The sequence below is a fragment of the Simplicispira suum genome (assembly GCF_003008595.1).
GTDB lineage: Bacteria > Pseudomonadota > Gammaproteobacteria > Burkholderiales > Burkholderiaceae_C > Simplicispira > Simplicispira suum.
Window position 1 is genome coordinate 434,055 of the sequence record NZ_CP027669.1, and the last position, 19,156, is coordinate 453,210.

The following is a 19,156-nucleotide window of genomic DNA, read 5'->3' on the forward strand; positions in this document are numbered from 1 at the left end:
ATCAACCATATGAAACGCCGTGCATAGGATTCAGCTCCACTACACGCTCTCGCGCGATGCCGGCAATCGCCTGATCCGCAATCCGCTGCCCGAAATGCTTGCCGCCGTGGCGCAAGAGGGCTCCATCTCGGGCGCGGCGCGCGCGCTGGGTTTGTCGTACCGACACGTGTGGGGCGCCCTCAAGCGCTGGGAGGAACAGTTGGACGCCCCGCTCATCGTGTGGGGCAAGGGCCAGGCAGCGCAACTGAGCGAATTTGGCGAAAAACTTCTGTGGGCCGAGCGCCAGGCCCAGGCGCGTCTGGCGCCGCAGATTGCTGCATTGCACGCCGACCTGGAACGCGCCTTTGCCGTGGCCTTCGACGCCAACGCCCATGTGCTGACGCTGTATGCCAGCCACGACGACGCACTGGGCTTGCTGCGCGAGCATGCGGCGGCGGACAGCCTGCACCTTGATATCCGCTTCACCGGCAGCGTGGACGCCATTCGGGCACTCAACGAAGGGCGCTGCACCTTGGCAGGCTTTCATACGCTCGAAGGTGCCGCGCCGCTCTCGCAGACGGCGCGCACGTACAAGCCGCTGCTCAAGCCCGGCTTGCACAAGCTCATAGGCTTTGCGCGGCGAACGCAGGGCCTTATCGTGGCGCGAGGCAATCCGCTCGGCCTGCAGCGCCTGTCCGACGTAGCGGCGCACGGCGCGCGCTTCGTTCACCGCCCGCTGGGCACTGGAACACGGGTTTTGCTGGGTGACTTGCTGGATCGCGAGGGACTCAGCCCGGACGCGCTCGGCAGCTTCGCCCACACCGAAACCTCGCACGCTGCGGTGGCGCAGGCGGTGGCCTCTGGCGCGGCCGATGCCGGCCTGGGCATCGAGATGGCGGCGCACGCGCGCCATCTCGATTTCGTCCCGCTGGTGCATGAGCGCTACCACCTCGCCTGCCTCAAGTCCAGCCTGGACCAGGCGTCTACCCTGGCTCTGCGCACCGTGCTGCAATCGTCTGCCTGGCAGGCATGCATGGCGGAGCTTCCAGGCTACGCGCCAGCGCTCTGCGGCCAGGTGCTGGCCATGAGCGCGGTGCTGCCATGGTGGAACTTTTCGGCGCAAAAGCACGTTTTGCGCGCTACGCGTTAACCCTGATAGCTATGCTTTCAGTAGCAATGCGGGCTCACCAGGCCTAGGGAATACACCGTCACGCTGCTGTCAGCCTGCGCCTACAGTGCTTCGTAGAATCGCAACCGTTCAAAAAGTTACAGCGCGGCGTCGCGTCTGTCCGTTGCAAACCGCCAGCCCATCCCAGCATTCTTGGAGACTTCATGCAGGCATTACTCAAACTATCCAGAGGCATCGACTGGCTCAATGAGCGCGTCGGACTGGCCGTCATCTGGCTGATCCTGGCGTCCACGGTGATCAGCGGACTGAACGCCGTCGTGCGCAAAATTTTCAACTACAGCTCCAACGGCTTTCTGGAAATCCAGTGGTATCTGTTTGCTGCCGCCTTCCTGCTCGCTGCGGGCTACACGCTGCTGCACCGGGAGCATGTGCGGGTGGACGTGGTCTCCAGCCGTTTTTCGAAACGCACACAAATCTGGCTCGACGTGGTGGGCTTCGTGGTGTTTCTCACGCCCGTGTGCGCGGCCATCCTGTGGTTCGGCACGCCTTTCTTCCTGCAGGCCCTCGAGTCTGGAGAAATGTCCAGCAACGCCGGCGGCCTGATTCGCTGGCCGGTGTACCTGATGATGCCGCTCGGCTTTGCCCTGCTGCTGCTGCAGGGCTGGTCGGAGCTTATCAAGCGCGTCGCGTTTCTCAAGGGTCTGATTCCTGATCCAACCATCAAATCTGGCGAAAAAACGGCTGAGGAAGAACTGGCCGAATCCATCCGTCGCCTGGCCGAAGCCGCCAAAGGCAATGGCAAGCAAGCCACCCAAGCCGACTGAGCGGAGACACATTCATGGAATTCATCACTTCCAATATGGCCCCGATCATGTTCGCGGGCTTGATCGTATTTTTGCTGATGGGCTTTCCCGTGGCCTTCAGCCTCGGCGCCTGCGGCCTGTTCTTTGGCTTCATCGGCATTGAACTGGGCATGCTGCCGGAGGCGCTCCTGCAGGCTCTGCCGCTGCGGATCTACGGCATCATGCAGAACGACACGCTGCTGGCCATTCCCTTCTTCACGCTCATGGGCCTGATCCTTGAGCGCAGCGGCATGGCAGAAGATTTGCTGGAAACCATTGGCCAGCTCTTTGGCCCGGTGCGCGGGGGCTGGCACTCGCCGTGGTGTTTGTCGGCGCGCTGCTCGCAGCCACCACCGGCGTGGTCGCGGCTTCGGTCATTTCCATGGGCCTGATCTCGCTGCCCATCATGATGCGCTACGGCTATGACCGCCGCATAGCGACCGGCGTCATTGCCGCCTCAGGCACCCTGGCACAGATCATTCCGCCGTCGCTGGTGCTCATCATTCTGGCCGACCAGCTCGGACGCAGCGTGGGAGACATGTACAAGGGCGCATTCATCCCCGGCTTCATGCTCATGGGCATGTACACCGGCTACGTAGTGCTTATCGCTATTTTCAAGCCCAAGTGGGTCCCCGCGCTGCCTGCCGAAGCCCGGACCATTCGGGAAGACAACGGCAACAGCGGCCTGCCCTCGCTGCTCTTGCTGACCCTCGTGTCTGTGGGCGCTTCGCTCTACTTTGCACACCACATTGCAGACGTGCATACCTGGTGGACAGGCGAAGAGGTGACCAAGGTCGCCAAGGACGAAACCATCGTGGTGTCCATGTGCGTGGGGGTCGGGCTGGCATTCGTGCTGTCCATGCTCAACAAAATCACCGGTCTGGGGCTGCTCTCACGCATGGCCGAGCGGGTCACGTTTGTGCTGATCCCGCCGCTTTTGCTGATTTTCCTGGTGCTTGGCACGATTTTTCTCGGAGTCGCGACGCCCACCGAAGGCGGAGCGATGGGTGCACTGGGCGCCATCACCATGGCCACCGTGCGCGGGCGCCTGAACTTCAAACTGCTCAAGCAGGCACTGATAGCGACCACCCGGCTCTCCACCTTCGTGGTGTTCATCCTGATCGGATCCACCATCTTCAGCCTGGTGTTCCAGGGTGTGGACGGTCAGCGCTGGGTGGAGCATCTGCTTACCGGTCTGCCCGGTGGGCAGATTGGCTTCCTCATCCTCGTGAACATCATGATCTTCTTCCTGGCGTTCTTCCTGGATTTCTTTGAACTCTCGTTCATCGTGGTGCCGCTGCTGGCTCCCGTGGCAGACAAACTGGGCATCGACCTGATCTGGTTCGGCATTTTGCTGGCCGTGAACATGCAGACCTCGTTCATGCACCCGCCGTTTGGCTTCGCGCTGTTCTATCTGCGCAGCGTGGCGCCCGCAGTGGCTTACACCGACCGAGTGACCAAGAAGCTGATTCAGCCCATCACCACCATGCAGATCTACTGGGGAGCCGTGCCCTTCGTGCTGATTCAGGTGATCATGGTGGGTCTCATCATTTTCTTCCCCGGCATCGTCTCCAGTGGCCTGGACGAAAAGGAGGTGTATGACCTGGACAAGATTCGCCTGCAAATGGAGTCGCAGATGCGCAAACTCGACGCCCTGGACGCTGCGGCCCCAGAGCCTGCGCCTGGAGAACCTGCAGCCGCAGAGCCCGACGTGCCAGAAGACCCGATGAAGGCAGCGCTGGAGGCCATTCAGGAAGAGAAGAAATAAGACTGGCGACCATTTGCCAACGACAAGCCCCGCCTCGGCGGGGCTTTTTTGCGTCTGGCTGTCTCGACATCGTGGCTGCCTGCCGTCCGGCGGCGACCATGATGCCTAGGCAACGTTCCAACTGAAGCTAGAAAAGGCAGTTGGATGCTGCGCCCACCGGGTGGGCCAGGCAAGGCGCAAGGACCCGCAACGCCGCGGAGCGCGGCCAGTGTGGTGCTGGCGGGTGCATGGCGCTGTCACACCCTACAGGTAAGCGTCTACGAAGCCAACAAGGCCAATCACCATGCGGCGTGCCAGACGTTAACAAGCGATCAGCTGCTCAGCGTGAATGCACTGCGCAGGCGACACAGCACAAATGCCACGAGTGCGTCACGTCGACTCCCTCTCGAAATGGTGGGGCCAACAGAAGGCTGTCGACCCAGGCAGAGCGGGCGCATCCATGCTGGAGTGGCGAGGAGGCCCCGCAAGACAAGGTACAGCCCACTCCCACGGGCTTGCGCTTGGAGCGTTTCCAGCAAGCCCATAAAAAAATCCCGCACCAGGCGGGATTTTTCTTGAACGATTGCGTTTAGAGCTTCTGGCGCTGCATGAAGTTGTCGAAGGTGCCTTCTGCAAAGCGGAACCACAGCACTTGGTCGCGCTGGAAGTTCACGTAATCGGCGTGGATTTTCTTCCAGTCCGGGTTCTTGGCATCCAGTTCGGCAAACACTTCCTGCGACGCCTTGAAGGACGCATCCATGACCGACTGCGGGAATGGGAGTACCTTGGTCTTTGCGCCCACCAGTTGCTTGAGCGCGCCTGGGTTGCGAGAGTCGTAGCGCGCCTGCGTGGTGACGTGCGCTTCGTGAGAGGCGGCCTTGATGATGGCCTTGTTCTCGGCCGAGAGCCCGTTGAAAGCCTTGTCGTTGACGTAGAAAGAGAGATTCAGGCTCCCTTCCCACCAGCCGGGATAGTAGTAGAAGGGCGCCACCTTGTTGATGCCCAGCTTCTGGTCGTCGTAGGGGCCAATCCACTCCGCCGCGTCGATCGTGCCCTTTTCCAGTGCTTGGTAAATTTCGCCGCCGGGAATGTTCTGCGGTACACCACCCATGCGCTCGATGACCTTGCCGGCAAAACCGCCGACACGGAATTTCAGGCCCTTGATGTCGTCGGGCGACTTGATTTCCTTGCGGAACCAGCCACCCATCTGGGCGCCAGTGTTGCCACCGATGAAATCGATGATGTTGTACTGCGCGTAAAACTCACGCATGAGCTTCTGGCCGTTGCCGTCCACCATCCAGGCCGTGAGCTGGCGCGAGTTCATGCCGAAGGGAATGGCGCCACCGATGGCGAAGGCCTCGTTCTTGCCAAAGAAATAGTAAGGCGCTGTGTGCGCCATCTCGACGGTGCCGTTCTGCACACCATCGACCACGCCGAACGCGGGCATCAGCTCGCCGGCGGCGTGCACCGAGACTTCAAACTTGCCGCCAGACATGTCCTTGACGGCTTTGGAAAATACTTCTGCGGATCCGAAGATGGTGTCAAGCGATTTGGGAAAGCTCGACGCCAGGCGCCAACGCACTGCTGCCTGCGCATGCACTGCCGGTGCGACACCTGCCGCGAGCACCCCGGCGATGCCGGCATTTTTGATAAGGGAACGACGATCCATTGCTAGTCTCCTGTGATGAAAAAAGGTGCTGGCGGTGCTGCTGCGATGCCAAAAAAAAGCCGGCGTCAGGCCCGCACAGCTGCGGGCCCGAGACTCCGGCGGCTTGGAGCGATCAATGCAGTCATGGCCTGATCGCGACAAGAACTATGCTGGCTACAGCTTGACCGAAGTCATGTAGCTGTCGTAACGGAATTCCGAGAAACGGCCCCACAGGATCTGGTCGCGCTGGAACGCACGCATATCCTGGTGGATTTTCTTGAACTCGGGCGACTTGGCTTCGTGCTCGGCAAACACTTCCATCGAAGCCTTGAAGCCGGCATCCATGAGCTCTTTGGAAAACGCCTTGAGCTGGGTCTTGGCGCCGACGAGCTTTTTCAATGCAATGGGATTGAAGGCGTCGTACTTGGCGGTCATGTCGCGGGCGGCAACCGCCGTGGCGGCATCGACCATGGCCTGGAATTCGGGTGTCAGGGCCGCGTAGGCCTTGGCGTTGATGAAGAATTCCAGCTCGGCGCCACCTTCCCACCAGCCGGGGTAGTAGTAGTACGGGGCCACCTTGTTGAAGCCCAGCTTTTCGTCGTCATAGGGGCCGACGAATTCACAAGCGTCCAAGGTGCCTTTTTCCAGTGCCTGGTAGACCTCGCCTGCAGGCATGTTTTGCGACACAACACCGAGCTTTTGCATGGCTTCGCCGAACAGGCCTCCGCCCATACGCATCTTCAGACCTTTGAGGTCTTCAACGGTGTTGATCTCCTTGCGGTACCAGCCACCCATCTGCGTGCCGGTGTTGCCTGCGCTGCGGCTCTTGATGTTGTATTCGGCGTAGAACGCATCCATGAGCTTGCGGCCGTTGCCGTGCTCCATCCACGCGTCCATCTGGCGTGCGGTCAGACCAAAAGGCACGGCGCAGCCAAAAGCAAAAATGGAGTTCTTGCCAGTGAAGTAATACGGCGCGGTCTGCGCCATTTCCACTGTGCTGTTTTGAATGGCGTCGACCACACCAAAGGGAGGCATCAGCTCGCCAGCTGCGTGCACCGAGCATTCAAACTTGCCACCCGACAAGGCCTTGAGTGTTTTGGAAAATGTTTCGCCACTGCCAAAAATGGTGTCGAGCGACTTGGGAAAGCTCGAGGCCATGCGCCAGCGAACAGCCGTCTGGGCGTGCACGGCAGGAGCAACCCCTGCGGCCAGTACGCCGGCAATGCCGGCATGTTTGATGAGTGAACGACGATCCATAAAAACCTCTTGGTAAACGGGGTTGCAAAGTGCCGATCACGTGGCAAGTCTGCCGCGCGGCCCAGCCACTTTAGCAGCCATGGCGGAATTGTAAAAAGACGCTTTCCAGAGCCTTTGCGGGTTTTCCCGCGAAATCCCGCCGCAAGGCGCATGCCTTCAGGGTTTTGCAAGCTACGCAAAAAGTCCCTGGCAACCCGCCCCCACCGGGCGAGTGGGAATCTCAGGCGGCGCGCTCGCTGACTGAGAGCGCCACAGCGCCAAACCGTGTGCGCACCGACGCAGCAATGCCCCGCGCGTCGAGCCCCTGCAAGGACAGGAGTTTGGCCGGATCTCCATGCTCGATGAACACGTCGGGCAGGCCGAGCTGGAGCACCGGGCACTGCACCTCGGCGGCCGCCAGGGCTTCGAGCACCGCACTGCCTGCACCGCCCTGAATGCAGCCCTCTTCCAGCGTAACGAGCGCGTCGTGCTCGGTGGCAAGTTGCAACAGCAATGCCGTGTCCAGCGGCTTGACCCAACGCATATTGGCCACCGTGGCGTCGAGCTGTTCGGCGGCTTCGAGGGCCGGGTAGAGCAAGGTGCCAAACGCCAGGATGGCGATGCGCGGCAGACCCGCCGGGCGCAATGCGCCGCTGCGCGTGCGGCGGATTTCGCCCTTGCCATACGGCAGGGCGTCCAGTCCAGGTAGCGGCGCCACCCCGGCGCCGCTGCCGCGCGGGTAGCGTACGGCCACGGGGTTGTCTTGCGCGAAGGCGGTGGAGAGCAGTTGGCGGCACTCGCGCTCGTCGGCCGGGCAGGCCATGGCCAGATTGGGAACGCAGCGCACAAAGGCGATGTCGTAGGCGCCGGCATGCGTGGCGCCATCCGCGCCCACCAGGCCGGCGCGGTCGAGCGCAAAAACCACTGGCAGGTTTTGCAAGGCCACGTCGTGAATGAGCTGGTCGTAGGCGCGCTGCAGGAAGGTGGAATAGATAGCCACCACGGGCTTGACGCCCTCGCAGGCCATGCCCGCAGCAAACGTCACGGCATGCTGCTCGGCAATGCCAACGTCGTAGTAACGCTCAGGAAAGCGCCGTTCGAATTCCACCATGCCCGAGCCTTCGCGCATGGCCGGCGTGATGCCCACCAGGCGCTCGTCGTGCGCCGCCATGTCGCACAGCCATTGGCCAAACACCTGCGTAAATGTCTGGCGCGGCGGCGTGGCGGGCTTGACGAGGCCGATCTTGGGGTCGAACCGGGACGGTCCGTGGTAGGCCACCGGGTCGGCCTCGGCCAGCTTGTAGCCCTGGCCCTTCTTGGTGACCACATGCAGAAATTGCGGTCCTTTGAGCTCCTTGATGTTCTCCAGCGTGGGAATCAAGGAATCCAGGTCGTGCCCATCAATGGGACCGATGTAGTTGAAGCCGAATTTTTCAAACAACGTGGCCGGCACCACCATGCCCTTGGCTTGCTGCTCAAGGCGTTTGGCCAGTTCGAGCAAGGGCGGCACCGGGCGCAGCACCGTCTTGCCAACGTTCTTGGCGGCGGCATAGAACTGCCCGCTCATGAGCTGCGCAAGATAGCGGTTGAGCGCGCCCACCGGCGGGCTGATGCTCATGTCGTTGTCGTTCAGGATGACCAGCAGCTTGCAATCTGCCACGCCGGCGTTGTTCAGCGCCTCAAACGCCATGCCTGCCGTCATGGCGCCGTCGCCAATGATGGCGACCGAATAGCGCTCGTCGCCACGCCGCTTGGCGGCCAGCGCCATGCCCAGAGCAGCAGAGATGCTAGTGCTGGAATGCGCCGTGCCAAAGGTGTCGTATTCGCTCTCGGCGCGCTGCGGAAAGCCCGAAACACCCCCCAGCTGGCGCAGCGTTCCCATGCGCTCGCGCCGCCCGGTCAATATTTTGTGCGGATACGTCTGGTGGCCCACGTCCCACACCAGGCGATCGCGCGGGGTGTCAAATACGGAATGCAGTGCCACGGTAAGCTCCACGGTCCCCAGGTTGGAGCTCAAGTGACCGCCCGTCTTGGAGACGCTGTCGAGCACGAAGGCACGCAGTTCGTCGGCCAGGCGCTTGAGCTCGGGGCGCGAGAGGCGGCGCAGATCGGCCGGATCGTTCACGGTCTCAAGCAAGGGGTAGGCAGTCGTGGACATTCAATACTATATATTTAATAGCTTATAGCGCTTATCCAATAAGCGCTGGAGGCCATTTTTACTTCTAATTTGAGCGCAGCAGCACCATGTCTGCCAGCGCCGCGAGCCGTTCGGTATTGCGCAGGCCGGAGGCGGCCAAGCCAGCCAGCGCTTCGCCGTGGAGATTCTGCGCGCACTGCCGTGCAGCCTCGATCCCGAGCAAAGAAACGTAGGTGGGCTTGGAATGAAAAGCGTCCTTGCCAGCGGTCTTGCCCAGTGTGGCGGAATCTTGCGTCACATCCAGAATATCGTCCACCACCTGGAAAGCCAGCCCCAGCGCGTTGCCGTAGCAGGCCAGCCCGGCAAGCGCCGCTGCCCCAGGTGTGCCACAGGCGGCGCCCATCATGACGCTGGCGCGCAGAAGCACTCCTGTCTTGAGCTGGTGCATGTGGCGCAGCTGCGCTTCGTCCAATTGTTCGCCGACGCTGGCCAGGTCAATCGCCTGCCCGCCCGCCATGCCTGCGGCGCCAGCGGCGCGTGCCAGCAGCCGGCACAGCTGGGCCTGCACTGCGACGGGAATGTCGCTGCGTTCCGGCGTGAGCAGCTCGAAGGCCAATGCCTGCAAAGCGTCACCCGCCAGCAAGGCGCCGGCCTCGCCAAACTGCACATGAACCGTGGGTTTGCCACGGCGCAGCACGTCGTTGTCCATGCAGGGCATGTCGTCGTGAACCAGGGAATAGGCGTGGATCAGTTCCACGGCGCACGCGGCGCGCAAAGCCGCTTCGTCCAGCGCGGCACGCAAAGCCGCTTCGTCGCGTGCGGCATCGACGCCGGAGTGGCCCTCCCCCGCCACGGCCTCGCGCGCCGCCAGCACCAGCAGCGGGCGCAGGCGTTTGCCCCCGCCCTGCACGGCGTAGCGCATGGCCTGGCCCAGGTCGGAGGGCGCGCCTACGCCGACCCAATCCGAGAGCGCGGCCTCGGTGCGGGCAAGCTGCGCGGCGCTCCAGTCGGTCAGCGCTTGTCCAGGCATGCCGCTCATTCGGCCGTCCAAGGCTGGACCTTGCCGGCGTCCAGCAGCTTGATCTGGTCCTGCACCGCCTCCAGGCGCTCGCGGCAAAAAGCCAGCAGGGTGGCACCGCGCTGGTAGCCAGAGAGCAATTGCTCCAGGGGCATTTGCCCCGATTCGATGCGCGCAACCAGTTGCTCCAGCTCTTCCAAGGCGGCTTCATAGCTGGCGGGTTCGGCAATTTTGATTTTGGCCATGGGCAAGAAAAGGCAATCGGGCAGGCGAAGCCATTGATTTTAGGGCGAGTGCGCCATGTCAGCGCTCGGCTCGCCGCGTCGGAATACACGCAGCGCACCTGCGGACATTGGCATGCCGACCAATAACCCCACCATCTATAATCCCATTCATTCCCCAACCGGCACCCTGCCGGTTTATTTTTTTGCCCGGCCTTCGCATTGAATTGCCGTTTTCTGTTTCTCCCTGTGGGGAGTTGCGAACATGTCTGATTTAAGTCTTCGACTGCAGCAGGCTGGCAGCCAACTACCAGTTTCAAGCTACTTCGACGCAGCGCTGTTCGAGCGCGAGATGGCCACGCTGTTCCAGCGCGGACCGCGTTACGTGGGGCACCAGCTCAGCGTTCCGCAAGCGGGCGACTACCACGCCCTGCCGCAAGAGGCCGAAGGCCGGGCGCTGGTGCGCGCGCCCGGTGGCCAGGTGGAACTCATCTCCAATGTTTGCCGCCACCGCCAGGCCATCATGCTGGGCGGGCGCGGCAGCTTGCAGGAACACGCCAAAGGCAGCGCTGGCGGCAACATCGTCTGCCCGGTGCACCGCTGGACCTACAGCCCCAGGGCGAACTGCTGGGCGCACCGCATTTCAAGCACGACCCCTGCCTCAACCTCAAGAACTACCCGCTGCGCGAGTGGAACGGGCTTTTGTTTGAAGACAACGGCTACGACGTGGCGGCCGACCTGACAGAGCTTGGCCCGCGTGCCGACCTCGACTTCACCGGCTTCAGCCTCGACCGCGTCGAGCTGCACGAGTGCAACTACAACTGGAAGACCTTTATCGAGGTCTATCTGGAGGACTACCACGTCGGCCCCTTCCATCCGGGCCTGGGCAGCTTCGTCACCTGCGAGGACCTGCGCTGGGAGTTCGGCCGCAACCATTCGGTGCAGACCGTGGGCGTGGCCGACGGTCTGGCGCGCGCCGGCAGCCCGGTCTACGAGCGCTGGCACAAGGCACTGCTGGACTACCGCAGCGGCCAGGCGCCAACGCACGGCGCCATCTGGCTGACGCTGTACCCACACATCATGGTGGAGTGGTACCCACATGTGCTCACGGTTTCGACGCTGCACCCCATCGGGCCCGAGAAGACGCTGAACATGGTGGAATTCTTCTACCCCGAAGAAATCACTGCCTTCGAGCGCGAGTTCGTCGAGGCCCAGCAGGCCGCTTACATGGAAACCTGCCTCGAGGACGACGAGATCGGCGAGCGCATGGACGCCGGCCGCAAGGCCCTGTACCTGCGCGGCGACAACGAAGTCGGCCCTTACCAGAGCCCCATGGAAGACGGCATGCAGCATTTCCACGAGTGGTACCGCAAAGCCATGGGAGCCACCCCTTAAGCGGCTTGGCCGCTTAGGCGAACGGACCCAGTTTGCTCATTTTTAAATAGCTATCAACGCCCGTTGAATAGGCGCTGAAACAATACTTCACCTATATATTTGGCACCATGAAAGCTCTTTGGATGGTGCTTGCCGCCTTGCTGTTTGCCAGCATGAGCGTGTGTGTGAAGTACGCCTCAGCGTATTTCACCTCGGCCGAGCTGGTGTTTTATCGCGGCCTGATTGGCATGGGGCTGATGGCGTGGCTTGCGCGCTCGCGCGGCGTGACGTTGGCCACCCGTTACCCGCGCATGCACGCCTGGCGCTCGCTGGTGGGCGTCACTTCTTTGGGTGGCTGGTTCTTTGCCATTGCCCACCTGCCGCTCGCCACCGCCATCACGCTCAACTACATGAGCAGCGTCTGGATCGCCGCCTTCCTGGTGGGCGGATCGCTCATGGCCTGGCGCCCCTCGCCCGACACACCGCGACCACAGATGCACACCTCGCTGCTGCTGACCGTGTCGGCCGGATTCATCGGCGTGGTGCTGCTGCTGCGCCCCAGCATCGGCCAGGGGCCGGAGCAGGCGCTGGGGGGCATCGTCGGATTGCTGTCGGGCATGTGCGCGGCGCTGGCCTACATGCAGGTGGTGGCACTCTCGCGCCTGGGCGAGCCCGAATCGCGCACGGTGTTCTACTTTGCCGTGGGCTCGGTGGTGGCGGGCGGCGCGGTGGTGCTGGCCACCGGCTACTCGCCCTGGCCCGGCTGGCCGGCGCTGTGGCTGCTGCCGCTGGGCGTGCTGGCGGCCGGCGGACAGTTGTGTATGACGCTGGCCTACGCCAGCGCCCACAACCCCCGCGCCACGCTGGTGGTGGCCAACCTGCAGTATTCTGGAATCGTGTTTGGCGCGCTCTACGGCATGCTGCTTTTTGGCGACATGATCCCGCCGCTGGGCTGGCTGGGCATGGGGCTCATCATTGCCAGCGGCATTCTCGCCACCGTGCTGCGCGCACGCACCGTGGCGGCGCCGCCTGCCGAAGAACTCTGACGCACACGCTTTGCTTCCTATGGCCAAAATAGGGGCAAACCGAAATTTCTGCCTCCCGACATGCCCTACACCCACCTTATTTCCGCCAATCAACTGCAGGCCCTGCGCGCCAGCGGCACCGCCTGCATGGTGTTCGACTGCAGTTTTGACCTGGCCCAGCCCTCGGCTGGCCGCGCCGCATTCCTGGACGCCCACATCCCCGGCGCCGTCTACGCCCACCTGGACGAAGACCTGAGCGCTCCGCACGGCGCACCAGGCGCCGACGGCAGCGTCATCACAGCGCATGCGGCCGACCGGCCAATGTCAGGGGGGCGCCACCCGTTGCCCACACGCGAACGCTTTGCAGTGTGGCTCTCGAGCGTGGGTTTTTCCAACACCATGCAAGCCGTGGTTTACGACCGCAACGCGAGCGCCTACTGCGGCCGCCTGTGGTGGATGCTCAAGTGGGCGGGCCACGACGCTGTGGCCGTGCTCGACGGCGGCCTGCCGGCCTGGCGCGCTGCGGGCGGCGAGCTGGCCAGCGGCGAAGAACCGGCCCACTTTCAGGCCAGTTTTTATCTGGGTAAGCCGCTGCGCGAGCTGCGCACGGTGGACCAGGTGCAAGCGCGGCTGGGCCAGCCCGGCCAGACGCTGATCGACGCGCGCGCCGCCGAACGCTACCGCGGTGAAGTCGAGCCACTGGACCCTGTTGCGGGCCACATTCCAGGCGCCCTGAACCGGCCGTTTTCGCAAAACTTCCTGCCCGATGGCACCTTCAAAAGCGCCGAGCAACTGCGCAGCGAATTCTCCGCCGTGCTGGGCGACCGCTTGCCGCAAGGCGTGGTGCACCACTGCGGCAGCGGCGTCACCGCCAACCCCAACCTGCTGGCCATGGAGCTGGCGGGTTACGCACCCACCGCACTTTTTGCCGGAAGCTGGAGCGAATGGTGCCGCGACCCATCGCGGCCCGTGGAACGCGGCTGATTGCCTTGCCTGGCGCCAAGACAAAGCTCAGCGCAGCGGCCCTGCCAAGGTGTTCGCTTGCAGGCAGCCTGGCAGCACGCCAAGAGAGCGCAGCGAAGACCAGGGGAGTTTGATCGGCCGCTTTAGCGGCAGCAGCGGTACGCCAGTCCCACCGTGACACCGTAGTCGTTGGGTTTTTGCACGATGGGGCTGAGGCGCGCGTCGCCGCGCAGCTGGCTGAAACGAACGCCGCCAAAGACCACCCAGCGGTCAGTGACAGCGCTTTTGATCTCAATGCCCAAGTCGGTGCTTTTGACGCCGCCGCCAGGCGCGTAGGCCGCAAACGGCGTGCGCACCAGCGCGACGTCGGCCGGCACGCCAAAGAAACTGCGCAAATGGGTGGAATCAGCCACGGTAAAACCCGCAGCCAAGCCGATTTCGGTGCTCGGCGTAATTTGCCATTCGTACTGCAGCGTAGTCTGCAAGGTGGTGCCGCCCTTGCGGCCCAGCAGATCCTGGTTCAGTGAGCTGCGCAGGCTCAGTTCAGGCGAAAACATCCAGGCGGCAGACAGGCGCGCGCGCAGTGTTTTGCGCACATCGGGCAGGCCGTACAGCGGCGAATCGGCATCATGGGTCCGCCCGCCGCCAATGCGCAGTCCAGCGCTCAGTTTCAAGCGCTCGGCGTCCAGCAGGCGGGCACTGACGCCCGTGTAGCGTGGCTCCAGGTCAAAGTCGAGCAACGAGCCGCCCCCGCCGCTGCTGAGTGTGTAGCGGCCGATATCGAGCCCGATCACCGGGCGCAGATTGCTGCCACGCTTGTCACTGCCAGCGTAGTCCGGACCGTTGGATGCCGACAGACCCAGTGCCCAGGTAAAGCCCGACTCCCCTGCCGGCAGCGGCGCGGTGGGAGCTTGCTGAGCTGCCGCAGATACGGGGAGAAAGAGCGCCCAAAACAGCGCCGCAGCGGTTGGCAGAAAGAGGATTTTCATGGCCGCTATCATGCCCCGTCCCAGCGCACCCAGCCCATCAGCCACGTTGCAATGACGACACAGCCAAACGCGATGCGGTACCAGGCAAAAGGCACGAAGCTGTGGCTGCTGATATAGCGCAGCAGCCAGCGCACACAAACCCAGGCGCTCAAGAACGAAAAAACCAGGCCCACGGCAAACACCGGCAGGTCGTGCATCGACAGCAGCGCACGCTCCTTGTAGAGGCTGTAGACACCGGCACCGATCAGCGTGGGCATGGCCAGAAAAAACGAATAGTCGGTGGCCGCCTTGCGCGACAAGCCCAACAACATGCCGCCAATGATGGTGGCGCCGCTGCGGCTGGTGCCCGGCACCATGGCCAGACACTGCGCCAGGCCCACTTTGAGCGCGTCAAGCGGCTGCATGTCGTCCACCGAGTTCACGCGGGTGGCAATCGGTGCCCGCCGCTCTGCCCAAAGAATGACAAAACCACCCAGAATAAAGGTGCTTGCCACCACCAGCGGGGTGAACAAGTGCGATTTGATGGCCGCGCCCAGCAGCAAGCCGAGCACCACCGCCGGAAGAAAACCGATCAACACATTGAGGGCAAAGCGCCGCGCCTGCGGCTGGGTGGGCAGCGCTATCAGCGTCTGCCGGATCTTCTGCCAATAGACCAGGATCACCGCAAAAATCGCGCCGGTCTGAATCGCAATGTCAAAGACCTTCGCCTTGTCGTCGTCCATGCCCAGCAGCGCGCCGGCCAGAATCAGATGCCCGGTAGAGGAAATGGGCAAAAACTCGGTCAGCCCCTCGACCACACCCATGATGGCTGCCTTGAGCAGCAAAACTGTGTCCACGCGCACTTCCTTTGGCCACACGGACCCGATTTGAATGGCGAATTATCCCTTGGGATATCCCTTGCCGTCGGCAGCCGAAAATCAATGCCGCAGCGCGCAAGGTGCCTGGTCTCCAGTGCGCAGCGAGGCTGGACATGCAAACTTCAGGAACAGGCGCAAGACAACCCCGCAGCGCTCATGCTTCGATGCCTCCGGTGCGCTGCGCCAACAGGGCGTACAAGGCTTCGACCGGCATCGGCCGCGCAAGCAGGTAGCCCTGGAAATAACCACAACCATATTCAAGCAACAGGGCCCGCTGTTCGCTGGTTTCCACGCCTTCGGCAATGACCTCAAGCTCCAGATTGCCCGCCATGCCGATGATGGTCTGCACGATGACGTCGTCCGTCGGGCGCACCCCCAGATTGCGCACAAACGACTGGTCGATCTTGAGCTGGTGCAAAGGCAGTTTGGTGAGGTAGGCCAGAGACGAATAGCCAGTACCAAAATCGTCCACCGAAAAACGGATTCCGCGTGCACGCAACTGGTGCATGCGAGCCACGGCTTCCTCCACGTTGTCCAGCACCAGCGACTCGGTCAACTCCAGGGTGAGCAGATGGGCGCGGGAGCCCAGGCAGGCAACGGTCTCCAGAACGAGGTCAACAAAGCCCGGATGGCGAAACTGGCGCGCGCTCACGTTGACCGACAACTGCAGCCTCTCGCAAAGCGGATCGCTCTGCCACAGCAACAGTTGGGCGCAGGCCGTCTGCAGCACCCAGGTGCCGATGTGCACGATCAGATCGCTCTCTTCCGCCGCAGCAATAAAAGCCCCAGGGGGCACCAGGCCGCGCTCGGGGTGCTGCCAGCGCAGCAGCGCCTCGGCGCCCACCATGGTGCTGTCTTGGGCAAACTGCGGTTGGTAGTACAGCACCAGCTCGCTTTGCCGCAAGGCATTTTTCAGGTCCACTTCCAGTTGGGCACGGTCGCTGATGGCGGTTTGCATCTGCGGGTCAAAGAAGCACAAGCCATTGCCGCGCCGCGCCTTCACCTGGTACATGGCAATGTCGGCCTGACGCAGAAGCTCGGCGGCCGAGCATGCCACTTCGCCAAACAAGGTGGCCCCGACACTGCCGGTAATCTGGTGTTTGTGGCCCTGCAAGGAATAGGGCTGCTCCAGCGCCCGCAGCAGCTTCTCGGCCACCCGCTGGGCCTGCGCGGCGGCCTCTACTGCACCGCTGGAGAGGTCGCAGAGCATGATCACGAATTCGTCCCCGCCCAGGCGGGCCACGGTGTCGGCGCTGCGCACGCTGGCGCTCAGGCGCTGCGCCACCTGCAGCAACAGCTCGTCGCCGATCTCGTGGCCGCGCGTGTCGTTGAGCGTTTTGAAATGGTCCAGGTCCAGAAACAGCAGCGCCCCCAGCTGGCTCGAACGCTGCGCCCGTTCCGTGGCCTGGCCCAGGCGATCAAGCAACAGACGCCGGTTGGGCAACCCGGTCAGCGGATCATAAAAAGCCAGCGTCTCGATCTCGGCCCGTGCGCGGCGCATGTCGGTCACGTCGCTGTAGGTGATCACCATGCCGCCGTCGGGCGTGCGGTGTTCCATGATCTGCAGGGTGCGGCCATTGGGCAGCTGCTGCTCGTGCGGTCCATCCGAGTTCTGTTGCGCCAGAAGCCGGCGCTCGACCCAGGCGGCGCGTTCGGACGCAGTCGCCTGCGGCAGATGGTGGGCCACGGTGGCTTCAAGAATTTTGCGAAATGGCAACTGGGGGGCCATCACGCCGGCGATCCAGGGAAAGATCTCGTCGAAGCGCTGATTCCAATGCTGCACACGGTGCTGGTTGTCGAGCAGCACAAAGCCGCTGATCATTGACTCCAGCGCCTGGTCAAGCTGTATTTTGGACTGCGCCAGCGCCTGGCGCGCGTCGGTCATGCGCTGCACGTAGCGCGTAAACAAGGCGCCAGCAAGCAGTAGCAGCAGGGCAAACACGGCTGATACCGATGCCACCGCAATCGCCTCATTGCGCCACCCCGCCAGCGCTGCCTGGCGCGGGAGGCTGGCGGAAATCCACAGGTCGTCGTAAATGATGGAGCGCGCCAGCACCCGGCCGGGCAAGGCGCGCAGCCGCGTCGGCGTGTCCCAGCCGCCGCTCTCGCGCAAGACTTCTCGCAAGGGGGCCACGGGCTGCCGGCGTGTGCCGTCGGCAGTGTCCGGCACCGCCAGCAAAAGCGCACCGCTGCCGGTCTCCAGCGCCACTTCAAGCTGCGGAATCTGCGCGCCCTGCGTCAGCACCGACGCGAGCATGGAAACCGACACCTCGGCGACGGCCACCAACCGGGCGCCGCTGGCCGCGCGCAGGTGGCGGCCCATGTACACGACGTTCTCCGAGCTGGCAAAGCTGCGTACGGGTCCGCTGAAGACCAGCTCAGAGACGGCGGGCGCGAGCGCCTTCTCGATAAAACCGTCAGGCAGATGCAGCTCCAGCGCGGCCGCACGCGGGGTGGACGATGCCAAGACATGGCCTTGCGCATCCAGCAGCGCCACCATCCGCACCGCAAGGTTCTGGCGCGCCGTGCGTTGCAGCACAGCGCTCGCGGTGTCGGGCCGTCCCCAGTCCATGGCATCACCCGCAAAATCGAGCAAGACATCCGAGCTGGCGAGCAGCACGTCGACGCTCAGAAAAGCGCGATTGAGCGCAGCTTCGGCACCGGAAACATAGCGGGCCAGCTGCGTCTCGCTCTCGCTCAGTGCGATGTTGCGTGTCGTCTCAATCAGGGCAGAGGCAGCCACAGCCAAGGCGCAGACGAAAAATGCCGCCACACCCCATACGATGGAACGTATGCGCAAAGGCTGCACTGCCTTCATGGGCGCGTGACCGCCAGGCCGCGTGCCGGGCCGATCGTCTGCTGCCAGATCTCAGCGCAGCGCGGGCCACAGCGCTGCAACCACTGCGGCAGCACGGCCTTGACAAAAATCTCCTGGGTGCGCCGACGGTCTTCTGCCGTCGCAGGCACGATGACCATCTTGCCGGGCGTTCCGTCCTTGCAACCGGATGCACCGCTGTTGCAGGCCAGGCCCTGCGCGGTATCGCGCTCGGACTCCGCCCAGATCGCGCTCTCAAGCCGGGGAAGCTCGCGTCGCAGCATGCTGCGCAAATCCTCCGGCAAAGCCTCCCACGCAGTCCGATTGGCACCAAAAACGGCCATGCCCCAATTCAGTGGCAGTGCATACAAATGCGTGGTCAGCCTGGGCAGGCCCAGGGTATTGCCGGACATCGTGCCGGTGATTGCGCAGTCAATGGTGCCGGCTTCGAAACGGGCAACAATCTGGGAAAACGCCGTATGCACCGGTGTAGCGTCCAAGGCAGCGACAAAATCGGCCTGCCCGGCCGAGGACACGCGCACCCGCCGCGCCCTCAGATCGGCCAGATGCTTGATCGGCTGCTTGCAAAACAACATTTGCGCGGGATACACATAAATCGCCAGCGCCTCAATGCCATGTTCTTCGCGCAACGCACGCTCCAGGTACGGGCGAAAGACTGCCACGCTAGAGCGCAAACTGGCCATGTCGGGGTTGAGCCCCACCAGATCGGCCGCGCCATATTGGGGAACCTGGCCGCTGAGCGAGAGCAGAAAGGTGCCAAAAGGCACGACGCCCAACTCCAGCAGACGCAGCATGTCCGCCCCAGGCACGCCTGCGCGATCAAAAGGCACGATGGTGGCGCTGTAACGGCCGCCACTCAGGCGGGCCAGTTCGTGGTTCCAAAAAGGCTCCTCAAACCGCGTGAACTGAGCGACTCCTGCGAGGCCTCCGACGACGCGCAGCGTATACACAGGTGCGGACTGCGGCGCAGGCGCCGAAGCTCCAGCGGATTGTGCCCAGACGGGCCCCACCGACAGCGCAGTGAACACCAACAGGGCGGCGAACCGTCCAAGCCATGAGGCCATTGATCCGGGCTGGAGCAAAAAGCCCCAAAAGGCAGCAAGCATGGAGCCATTCTGCATGAAGGAGCCTCCTTTAGAAACAAGAACAGGACGT

At 63.2% G+C, this 19,156-nt stretch carries 13 protein-coding genes and 2 pseudogenes; 6 read left to right on the forward strand and 9 right to left on the reverse strand.

Annotation, left to right across the window (positions count from 1 at the left end; all coding sequences use genetic code 11):
- Positions 1 to 19: 19 nt before the first annotated feature.
- From C6571_RS02070 to C6571_RS02080, 3 genes and pseudogenes are all read left to right on the forward strand, one after another.
- Complete coding sequence (locus C6571_RS02070) at positions 20 to 1,129, forward strand: substrate-binding domain-containing protein (protein WP_106445221.1); 1,110 nt, start codon at positions 20 to 22, stop codon at positions 1,127 to 1,129.
- Positions 1,130 to 1,311: 182 nt separating this feature from the next.
- On the forward strand, positions 1,312 to 1,932 hold the full coding sequence (locus C6571_RS02075) for a TRAP transporter small permease subunit (RefSeq protein WP_106445222.1): 621 nt from the start codon (positions 1,312 to 1,314) through the stop codon (positions 1,930 to 1,932).
- A gap of 14 nt (positions 1,933 to 1,946) precedes the next feature.
- Positions 1,947 to 3,718, forward strand: a pseudogene (locus C6571_RS02080) (TRAP transporter large permease).
- Between the two features lie 568 nt (positions 3,719 to 4,286).
- Here the strand turns inward: C6571_RS02080 and C6571_RS02085 are convergent.
- The 5 genes from C6571_RS02085 to xseB form a co-directional block, all read right to left on the reverse strand.
- Positions 4,287 to 5,366: a TRAP transporter substrate-binding protein gene (locus tag C6571_RS02085; RefSeq protein WP_106445223.1), complete on the reverse strand. Its 1,080-nt coding sequence runs from the start codon at positions 5,364 to 5,366 to the stop codon at positions 4,287 to 4,289.
- A gap of 153 nt (positions 5,367 to 5,519) precedes the next feature.
- Positions 5,520 to 6,602 carry a TRAP transporter substrate-binding protein gene (locus C6571_RS02090; RefSeq protein ID WP_106445224.1) on the reverse strand — a complete coding sequence of 361 codons (1,083 nt, stop codon included), beginning with the start codon at positions 6,600 to 6,602 and terminating at the stop codon, positions 5,520 to 5,522.
- A 220-nt stretch (positions 6,603 to 6,822) separates the two neighbouring features.
- Positions 6,823 to 8,739: a 1-deoxy-D-xylulose-5-phosphate synthase gene (gene dxs, locus C6571_RS02095; protein WP_106445225.1), complete on the reverse strand. Its 1,917-nt coding sequence runs from the start codon at positions 8,737 to 8,739 to the stop codon at positions 6,823 to 6,825.
- 64 nt (positions 8,740 to 8,803) lie between these two features.
- Positions 8,804 to 9,757, reverse strand: a complete 954-nt coding sequence (locus C6571_RS02100) for a polyprenyl synthetase family protein (RefSeq protein WP_106445226.1) — start codon at positions 9,755 to 9,757, stop codon at positions 8,804 to 8,806.
- Positions 9,754 to 9,981, reverse strand: coding sequence for an exodeoxyribonuclease VII small subunit (gene xseB / locus C6571_RS02105; RefSeq protein ID WP_106445227.1), 228 nt, complete (start codon positions 9,979 to 9,981; stop codon positions 9,754 to 9,756). Before xseB ends, C6571_RS02100 begins: the two co-directional genes overlap by 4 nt.
- 241 nt (positions 9,982 to 10,222) lie before the next feature.
- Between xseB and C6571_RS02110 the strand changes: the two are divergent.
- From C6571_RS02110 to C6571_RS02120, 3 genes and pseudogenes are all read left to right on the forward strand, one after another.
- A pseudogene (locus tag C6571_RS02110) lies at positions 10,223 to 11,352 on the forward strand (aromatic ring-hydroxylating oxygenase subunit alpha).
- Positions 11,353 to 11,459: 107 nt separating this feature from the next.
- Positions 11,460 to 12,377 carry a DMT family transporter gene (locus tag C6571_RS02115; RefSeq protein ID WP_106445228.1) on the forward strand — a complete coding sequence of 306 codons (918 nt, stop codon included), beginning with the start codon at positions 11,460 to 11,462 and terminating at the stop codon, positions 12,375 to 12,377.
- A 60-nt stretch (positions 12,378 to 12,437) separates the two neighbouring features.
- Positions 12,438 to 13,340, forward strand: a complete 903-nt coding sequence (locus C6571_RS02120; RefSeq protein ID WP_106445229.1) for a sulfurtransferase — start codon at positions 12,438 to 12,440, stop codon at positions 13,338 to 13,340.
- 122 nt (positions 13,341 to 13,462) lie between these two features.
- On the opposite strand, the gene C6571_RS02125 is transcribed toward C6571_RS02120, so the two are convergent.
- The 4 genes from C6571_RS02125 to C6571_RS02140 form a co-directional block, all read right to left on the reverse strand.
- Complete coding sequence (locus C6571_RS02125) at positions 13,463 to 14,308, reverse strand: MipA/OmpV family protein (RefSeq protein ID WP_170094656.1); 846 nt, start codon at positions 14,306 to 14,308, stop codon at positions 13,463 to 13,465.
- 8 nt (positions 14,309 to 14,316) lie between these two features.
- Positions 14,317 to 15,144 carry an undecaprenyl-diphosphate phosphatase gene (locus C6571_RS02130; protein ID WP_106447987.1) on the reverse strand — a complete coding sequence of 276 codons (828 nt, stop codon included), beginning with the start codon at positions 15,142 to 15,144 and terminating at the stop codon, positions 14,317 to 14,319.
- Between the two features lie 175 nt (positions 15,145 to 15,319).
- Positions 15,320 to 17,983 (reverse strand): bifunctional diguanylate cyclase/phosphodiesterase, encoded by a 2,664-nt coding sequence (locus C6571_RS02135; protein ID WP_106445231.1) that lies wholly within the window; start codon positions 17,981 to 17,983, stop codon positions 15,320 to 15,322.
- On the reverse strand, positions 17,980 to 19,122 hold the full coding sequence (locus C6571_RS02140; RefSeq protein ID WP_245901360.1) for a TRAP transporter substrate-binding protein: 1,143 nt from the start codon (positions 19,120 to 19,122) through the stop codon (positions 17,980 to 17,982). The genes C6571_RS02135 and C6571_RS02140 overlap by 4 nt, the downstream gene beginning before the upstream one ends.
- Positions 19,123 to 19,156: the final 34 nt, after the last annotated feature.

Excerpts from the sequence above, each read along its gene's own strand:
- C6571_RS02075 (WP_106445222.1), top strand. The coding sequence starts at position 1,312 with ATGCAGGCATTACTCAAACTATCCAGAGGCATCGACTGGCTCAATGAG.
- C6571_RS02085 (WP_106445223.1), bottom strand. The coding sequence starts at position 5,366 with ATGGATCGTCGTTCCCTTATCAAAAATGCCGGCATCGCCGGGGTGCTC.
- C6571_RS02090 (WP_106445224.1), bottom strand. The coding sequence starts at position 6,602 with ATGGATCGTCGTTCACTCATCAAACATGCCGGCATTGCCGGCGTACTG.
- dxs (WP_106445225.1), bottom strand. The coding sequence starts at position 8,739 with ATGTCCACGACTGCCTACCCCTTGCTTGAGACCGTGAACGATCCGGCC.
- C6571_RS02100 (WP_106445226.1), bottom strand. The coding sequence starts at position 9,757 with ATGAGCGGCATGCCTGGACAAGCGCTGACCGACTGGAGCGCCGCGCAG.
- xseB (WP_106445227.1), bottom strand. The coding sequence starts at position 9,981 with ATGGCCAAAATCAAAATTGCCGAACCCGCCAGCTATGAAGCCGCCTTG.
- C6571_RS02115 (WP_106445228.1), top strand. The coding sequence starts at position 11,460 with ATGAAAGCTCTTTGGATGGTGCTTGCCGCCTTGCTGTTTGCCAGCATG.
- C6571_RS02120 (WP_106445229.1), top strand. The coding sequence starts at position 12,438 with ATGCCCTACACCCACCTTATTTCCGCCAATCAACTGCAGGCCCTGCGC.
- C6571_RS02125 (WP_170094656.1), bottom strand. The coding sequence starts at position 14,308 with ATGAAAATCCTCTTTCTGCCAACCGCTGCGGCGCTGTTTTGGGCGCTC.
- C6571_RS02135 (WP_106445231.1), bottom strand. The coding sequence starts at position 17,983 with ATGAAGGCAGTGCAGCCTTTGCGCATACGTTCCATCGTATGGGGTGTG.
- C6571_RS02140 (WP_245901360.1), bottom strand. The coding sequence starts at position 19,122 with ATGCAGAATGGCTCCATGCTTGCTGCCTTTTGGGGCTTTTTGCTCCAG.